The following is a 4,312-nucleotide window of genomic DNA, read 5'->3' as shown; positions in this document are numbered from 1 at the left end:
GTTTTGGACTGTTCTTACTGACGGGATGTAACTCTTCCGGATGTACCGATAATAAGAGTTCCATACCGTTGGCCGGATTCTATTCGTACACAACGTTGTCTTCGATTTCCGTAAACAAGATATCGCTGGGGGGAGTAGATGCTCCTGACGATTCCTTGATTATTAATAATTCGTCGGCATCAGAGGTGTATCTGCCATTTCGTGCCGAATACGATGAGACTCAGTTTTACATACATTATCATTCAAGAGGTATTGACGATCCTGCGTTCAACGATACCTTGACATTCCGTTATGACCGTCTTCCATATTTCGCGTCGGAGGAATGTGGTGCAATGTATAAATATGAGATTAAGGAATTCTCTACTACTTATCATCTCATTGATTCCATCGCATTGCTCGACACTAATATAACCAATGCCGACCGTGAGACAATAAGGATATTCTTCCGGACATATACTGAGCCGCCGGAGGAAGATTCCGATGACTCCTCCGATGATACTGATGATTCCGGGAATGCGGATGATTCTGTTGATTCAGAAAATAGAAATATGCTATGAGCAGTATACGCCACATATTGATACTTATGTGTGCTATGTTTGCCGTAACGGCCATGGCACAACGTCGTATCACGCCTGTAGCCAATCCGGAAAATAAACGTCCGGAGACTGAGATTCCTGCGGTAAAAGAAGTAAAACCGGGAGAAACACCTCAGCGTCCGGCCAGTGTGATTGAAACACGCGACATTGAGGGGCGTGTGGTCCTTGTCGATACCATATCAGGAGTGGAATATCACGACACCATAACTGTCAAAGATCCTCCGACAGTTTATCCGCGATTCACAGCAGTATCTGTCGGAGTAAATGTCTGGGACGCTCTTGCGCGTCTTACAGGCCAACAATATGGAGTAGGGGGTGTCTGGGCCGAACTCAGTATACATAACTGGTTTAAACCAATGGTTGAGTTTGGTCTCGGTATGGCCGACTATATGCCGAAAGATGAGAGTTACCGTTACAAATCAGGTATGGCTCCATACTTCAAAATAGGTCTTAACTACAATTTCCTGTATAATTCGACTCCCGATTATTCGGTATACCTTGGCCTTCGTTATGGTATCTCTTCTTTCAGCTATAGAGTTGAGGACGTTACTGCTGTAAATGGCTATTGGGACGAATCAACGTCATTGAATGTGCCTTCACAGCATGCTACTGCAGGCTATTTTGAGTTTCTTTTCGGCTTACGTGTGCAGATATGGCGTAATATATCCCTTGGCTGGGAATTGCGTGTGCATAAATTACTGCATCAGGGAGCGCATCCTTATGGAGATCCATGGTATATACCTGGATTTGGTACCGAAGGGTCACTTTTTTCAGGAGCATTTTCAGTGAGTTATACTCTGCCGTTGCAACGCGGGGCAAAGAAAACTGTGCTGCCGGAGATGGAAAATTGAAGTATATGATGGCAAAATGTTGGAATTCTGCGCGGGATTTCATATTTTTGCACGCAATGTCTTAATATAAATAGAAAAATAACAACATAAACAATAGCAAATGATGGAACATATCTCAGACCGTGTAAATGCGTTGGCGCCTTCACAGACACTTGCCATGTCGCAGAAAAGTCAGGAACTGAAGGCCCGGGGCGTGGATGTAATCAACCTTTCTGTAGGAGAACCGGATTTTAATACTCCCGACCATATCAAGACTGCTGCCGTCAAGGCTATTGATGATAATTTCTCGTTTTATACTCCGGTTCCGGGATATATGTCATTGCGTAAGGCAATTTCAGAAACACTGAAAAAAGAGAATGGCATTGACTTCGCTCCGGAACAGATTGTTGTCAGCGGTGGTGCAAAACAGTCGCTGTGCAACGTTGTGCTTGCAGTAGTAAATCCTGGCGACGAAGTGGTAATCCCGACTCCTGCATGGGTAAGCTATGTGGAGATGGTCAACCTTGCCGGAGGAAAGAGCGTCGAGGTTCCTGCCACCATTGAGAATGATTTCAAGATTACTCCGGAACAGTTGCGCTCAGCGTTAACTCCCCGGACACGTCTGATAATGTTCAATTCCCCGAGCAATCCTACAGGAAGTGTGTATAGCCGTGAGGAGCTCAAGGCTCTTGTCGATGTCCTTGCAGATTATCCTGATGTACTGGTGCTGTCGGATGAGATTTACGAACATATCAACTTTACTGGCTCGTTTACCTCTATGGCCTCGTTTGAGGCGATTGCCGACCGTACCGCGATTGTCAACGGTGTGTCAAAAGCATATGCGATGACCGGATGGCGTATAGGATTTCTTGCAGCTCCGCTGTGGCTTGCAAAGGCAACGTCTAAATTGCAGAGTCAGTATACATCAGGTGCATGTTCTATTGCCCAGAAGGCCGCAGAGGCTGCATATACCGGACCGCAACAGTGTGTGGAGGATATGCGCAAGGCGTTTGAGCGCCGTCGCGATCTCATTGTCGGACTCGCACGTACAATCCCCGGATGGAAAGTCAACGAACCTCAGGGTGCGTTCTATCTTTTCCCGGAAGTCTCAAGCTATTTTGGCAAACGTAACGGTGATTATGTCATCAATAACGATTCGGATCTTGCTATGTATCTGCTTCAGGAAGCACACGTGGCTACTGTTGCGGGGTCTGCGTTCTGTGCGCCCGGGTATATCCGCATGAGCTATGCTACATCCGACGACAATATCCGAGAAGCAATGGAGCGCATAAAAAGCGCGCTTGCCCTTTTGGTATAGCAGATTGCCGGCATTGACAGGTGTCGTATAGTGACAATCCTACTTATCCATTACCTAACTGATAAATATATAAGTTTATAACAATGTCAGAATCCACTTCGGTAGTAATCATCCCTACGTATAACGAGTGTGAGAACGCCGCAGCAATAATCGAGGCCGTGCTTTCATTGGCAATTCCGATGGATGTGCTTGTGGTTGATGACGGCTCGCCCGATGGTACTGCCGCCATTGTGAAGAGCAAGCAGGCTGAGCATCCGGGACGCGTTCATTTGATTGAGCGTTCCGGTAAACTCGGACTTGGCACAGCATATATTACCGGATTCCGATGGGCTCTTGAACATGGTTATGAATATATATTTGAGATGGATGCGGACTTTTCGCATAATCCTCTTGACCTGGAAAAGTTGCATGCCGCTTGCTCGAATGGTGCGGATGTTGCTGTAGGATCGCGATATGTTACCGGGGTTAATGTGGTAAATTGGCCTATGAGCCGAGTGCTGATGTCGTATTTCGCCTCGAAATATGTCCGTCTGATTACAGGTATGCCGGTACATGACACAACTGCCGGATTTGTATGTTATCGGAGGCGTGTGCTTGAGGCTATGGAACTTGACAAAATACGTTTCAAGGGGTATGCATTCCAGATTGAAATGAAATTTACCGCCAGGCAGATGGGTTTTCATATCGAAGAAGTGCCTATAATATTCGTGAATCGAGTACTTGGTACGAGCAAGATGAGTTCTGGAATATTCTCTGAGGCTATGTTTGGTGTGATTCGCCTTAAAGTTGACAGTTGGTTCAAAAAATATCCTGGAAAATGAGTGATACAATAATATATAATGGAACTATAATAAACGAAGGTCATAGTTTCAAAGGGTATCTGATTTTCGATAATCATGGAATAATACGCAAAGTATGCCATGGTATCCCTGCTGATGAACTTATTGCAGGCTGCAATGACTCGTTTGATGCCGATGGATGTGTTGTAATACCCGGTGTTATTGATGACCAGGTACACTTTCGCGATCCTGGGCTGACTCATAAGGGGGATATCGCCACTGAATCGCAGGCCGCCGCCGCCGGAGGTGTCACCTCTTTTATGGATATGCCAAATACGAAACCACCCACAGTCACTGCTGATGCATTGCAGGACAAACTGATGCGTGGTCGGGAAGTGTCGGCGGTGAATTATGCATTTTTCATTGGAGCTACAAACGACAATCTGCATACTCTCCTGAATACGGATTTTACCAGATGTCCAGGTGTGAAACTGTTTCTTGGCTCATCGACAGGCAATATGCTTGTGGATAACCGGAAGGCTCTCAACAGGATTTTTGCGCGGGTTCCGGCTGTTATTGCCGTACATTCTGAGGATGAAGCTACCATATGCGCTAATCGTGAACGTATTTCTGCCGAGCATCCGGAGGGCGTTCCTGTTGCTCTTCACCCGGAAATCCGCTCACGGGAGGCTTGTATACTCAGCACTCAGAATGCCATAAGACGAGCACGAAAATACGGGAGTCGTCTACATGTGCTACATGTGAGTACGGCAGAGGAGGCCACGATGT

5 protein-coding genes are annotated in these 4,312 nt (G+C 46.3%); all 5 read left to right on the top strand.

Annotation, left to right across the window (positions count from 1 at the left end):
• The coding region (locus K2I50_RS07695) for a DUF6452 family protein (protein ID WP_301025761.1) at nucleotides 1-557 on the top strand (557 nt) is incomplete at its 5' end.
• Nucleotides 554-1,447 (top strand): DUF6048 family protein, encoded by an 894-nt coding sequence (locus K2I50_RS07690; protein ID WP_301025760.1) that lies wholly within the window; start codon nucleotides 554-556, stop codon nucleotides 1,445-1,447. The genes K2I50_RS07695 and K2I50_RS07690, both read left to right, overlap by 4 nt.
• 103 nt (nucleotides 1,448-1,550) lie before the next feature.
• Nucleotides 1,551-2,744, top strand: a complete 1,194-nt coding sequence (locus K2I50_RS07685) for a pyridoxal phosphate-dependent aminotransferase (RefSeq protein ID WP_301025759.1) — start codon at nucleotides 1,551-1,553, stop codon at nucleotides 2,742-2,744.
• A gap of 83 nt (nucleotides 2,745-2,827) precedes the next feature.
• A complete protein-coding gene (locus K2I50_RS07680) occupies nucleotides 2,828-3,565 on the top strand; it encodes a polyprenol monophosphomannose synthase (RefSeq protein ID WP_301025758.1) in 738 nt (245 codons plus the stop codon).
• Nucleotides 3,562-4,312 (top strand): dihydroorotase (locus tag K2I50_RS07675; RefSeq protein WP_526022968.1); only part of this gene is annotated, 751 nt, incomplete at its 3' end. The genes K2I50_RS07680 and K2I50_RS07675, both read left to right, overlap by 4 nt.

The organism is Muribaculum sp. (assembly GCF_029051885.1).
Lineage (GTDB): Bacteria > Bacteroidota > Bacteroidia > Bacteroidales > Muribaculaceae > Muribaculum.
This window is presented reverse-complemented; position numbering and strand designations above follow the sequence as displayed.

Bases quoted from the DNA above. Each gene is read 5' to 3' on its own strand.
- K2I50_RS07690 (WP_301025760.1), top strand. From the start codon at position 554: ATGAGCAGTATACGCCACATATTGATACTTATGTGTGCTATGTTTGCC.
- K2I50_RS07685 (WP_301025759.1), top strand. From the start codon at position 1,551: ATGGAACATATCTCAGACCGTGTAAATGCGTTGGCGCCTTCACAGACA.
- K2I50_RS07680 (WP_301025758.1), top strand. From the start codon at position 2,828: ATGTCAGAATCCACTTCGGTAGTAATCATCCCTACGTATAACGAGTGT.